Annotated in this window: 2 protein-coding genes and 1 pseudogene; 2 read left to right on the top strand and 1 reads right to left on the bottom strand. The window is 50.7% G+C overall.

Features of this window, described 5'->3' with window-relative positions; genetic code table 11:
• Positions 1–97, top strand: a pseudogene (locus GOB81_RS17230) (IS5/IS1182 family transposase); the annotation flags it as partial.
• Here the strand turns inward: GOB81_RS17230 and GOB81_RS17235 are convergent.
• On the bottom strand, positions 90–770 hold the full coding sequence (locus tag GOB81_RS17235) for a PIN domain-containing protein (RefSeq protein WP_173571445.1): 681 nt from the start codon (positions 768–770) through the stop codon (positions 90–92). The pseudogene GOB81_RS17230 and the gene GOB81_RS17235 sit on opposite strands and share 8 nt — an antisense overlap.
• A 375-nt stretch (positions 771–1,145) precedes the next feature.
• On the opposite strand from GOB81_RS17235, the gene GOB81_RS17240 reads away from it, so the two are divergent.
• Positions 1,146–2,258 carry a hypothetical protein gene (locus GOB81_RS17240; protein WP_173571446.1) on the top strand — a complete coding sequence of 371 codons (1,113 nt, stop codon included), beginning with the start codon at positions 1,146–1,148 and terminating at the stop codon, positions 2,256–2,258.
• Positions 2,259–2,875: the final 617 nt, after the last annotated feature.

Here is a 2,875-nt window from a genome sequence, read left to right on the forward strand (position 1 = left end):
GAAGCATTTCAGAGGCATCGCAACACGCTACGACAAGCTGAAGTCAACCTTTCTCGCTGCCGTGCAACTCGCCTCCGCCATCATCGGAATTAACTGACGACACGCCCTAGTGTCACTCTGCCGCGTAAGGCATTGCGTAACAAGTTGATTTCCTCGTGCGATGGAGGACGGAAAGCTGTACGTGAAAGAGTAATTCGACGATTAATGACGCCATCCGCGTGCAACGAAATAACAGGATGTGTCGATTGCAAAGCAGTGATCTCTGCTTGTAATCGACTGATTTCTTTTTGTTGATCGTCGACCTCGGCCGGGCGTTTCCAAGATGACGGAATAAAGTTAAAAGGAATACTCAGGGCTTTCGATTTCGCAATTGGTCTCGTATCATCACTTAATATGCGGATATCCTTCCCCGGATTTTCCCGCGTCAAAGCGAGCGCCACTCCAACAATTCTGTCATCATCCACGGCTAGGTCGAGCACGTTCGGATGACTAAGAGATGGTGTCTGTGCCGACACACGCATCAACACACGTGGAGTATTTTGGCGAAAGACATGTTCATCGGCGCTAGATTGCAGCATTGCCCGGACCCAAGCTATTGCTTCGACCGCCCGCCTCTTAATACGGGGACGCTGATCTTTTTTTTGACGATCAAGTTCGCTCAAGACGGGGTCGGTAACAATGAGTTCAATGGTATTAAAGTCACCGATCTCGCCCCAAGGAAAATCATCAGCACTGAGGCTTTGGCACTCGTGGAATAAATTCGTATCCACAATGAATCTAACATTCCCGCCTACGACAATACTCCCTTTCGAACCGGTCGACCATGACTTCAGGTGCCCGGTCACTTTACCCAAAGCGAAATCAAATTAAATATCAGCATGCCATTTGTGTGTTTGTCTTATTTTGCGTAATAACATGGCTGCCCCTTAAGCTGCTTTTTATTTCAACACGACGGAAGAGTTATGTACTCATCATGTCCGCTATCGTGAATATAAACCGCCACGCCCTATTTCGTATATGAGGCGATTGCCGCCTGTCTACTCAGACGATAGGCGGTTCTGGCGGTCAGGCTGTATCGGGTCTCAGCCCACTAGCCTGCCAATATTTCTTTGCAACCGTGAGAAGCCTGATTATCAGTATTTTGTATGATTGATCCAATCCAAACGCCTGTCCTTGGCAACGGGACGTTCTTCTATAAGGAACAAGAGCGGCCGGGTGGCGGTCCGCTTCGGACTATCGCGTTCACCCAAGTGGATATCCGACCGCGCCCCTATGAGGAACTTGAAAATGCGAAAGCCAATGTCGGGATCACAATCCCTCTTGAAATGTATAACGGACGGATCGTTGAGACCAACATCGAGGGCATTGATTCTAGCCAATTCGTCAATATTAGGTCGACTTTAGTCAGCCCGTTCGCTTCGAAAGCAATAGGGCTTGTGCGAGGAGGCTGGTTGCCGTCCTCGCTCGCCGCGACTCAGAAAGGCGCTGTGGTCCTACCCGATCGCAATATTGTCACAGAGATCGCCAGCCGTTTCGACTGCGACAAAAAGATTGAACGCGCGCAAGATTTCCTTGATCTTTTCCAAAGTGCTCCGGTTCGTATTAATCCGCTACTGTTCGCGCTGGAGGGCAATAAACGCTCACTACCGACCCCCGATATTGCACGTGCACAGCTAGAAGAAGCGGTCGCAAAGCTGCGTAAGGCGTTACCAGAAGCAACAGTGATACTCGGACCAGATTCGGTCACTGGCCTATTAAGGCTGATCGAAGATATTCGACCAGCTATGGCGCGTAAGCAGGCGTTCCTTTGCCGCGTCGGACCGACCTTGGCCTCACCAGTGGCACACCGAAATATGGACAAGCGATGGAACGATATCCTCGCCACAGCGAAGGACTGCGGAGTTCCCCTGAACTCGTTTGTGGTTCTCGCTGCGCTTAGCACCCTCGTGAACCCGGGAAAATCGGCCGCGAAAAGCCTCCTCAAATTCAGCCAATCCTATAGCAACGCGGATGCCTACAACGCGTTATCGGATTTGCAGTCACTCGATTTGCTTGTCTATTTTCTGGCCCTCTTTCCCGAGATACAAACGCAACTTTGTACAGCGGACCGCAATCTTGCTCTGTTCTGGGTGGGTAGTGGCGTCTCTGATATCGTCCGTGACAGTGGAGGCATTCGCTTCAAGCTAACGCCGCATCACGCACTCCTTCCAAAGCACTATGCTGAGCGGTGGGTGGCCGAACTATCCCTTGATACATGATATGCTTCTAGTGCGAATTCGTGTCTTGCTTCAGCAAGGGGGCGCAGGCGCATTGGATATGTTGACTCGTCGCAAGCAGCCAGACGGGAACCGGCCCCAATTCGCCAGCGAGAGATGTAATGCTCGTGTCCGCTATGTGGAAAGCTGTTTATAGGCGCGTATGTCAGACATGTAGGCGGAAGCTGACGTGGCTTTGGATGCATAAACTCTACGTTTTATGAGGGCAGGGGCCATTTATTTCAGTAAGAGTTCATGCATGGGCAGAAAAAAGCTTATTAAAACAGCCCATTAATCCTGCTTTGCTCTCAACTTGTGGTTGCCGCAAGCTGAGAACCAATCCTGTCCCCGCAACCAATGTATCCTGCTCTTTATTGGCAGAGCGCAGTTTTCTTCGGTTGCAGGTCCCCGAAACCATGAAATCCTTAGTAATATCAATATGTTAATCCACCATCGCGGGTGGCTTTCTGCGTTCTGAGGAACGCCGCAGGAAACACGTAGGAAACAACTGGAATCAAAGCAGGGCGTAATTTCGTCGGATTTCACGTTCGTGTGATAGCTAGCGGGAGACGCCTGTCGGGCGATCAGGGCTATAATCGGTCCTCATCGAGGCAGGACAG

It is taken from the genome of Acetobacter conturbans, assembly GCF_011516755.1.
In the GTDB taxonomy this organism is placed as follows: Bacteria; Pseudomonadota; Alphaproteobacteria; order Acetobacterales; family Acetobacteraceae; genus Acetobacter; species Acetobacter conturbans.

What these genes read in the sequence shown, in the direction of transcription:
- GOB81_RS17240 (WP_173571446.1), top strand. Translation starts at nt 1,146, where the DNA reads ATGATTGATCCAATCCAAACGCCTGTCCTTGGCAACGGGACGTTCTTC.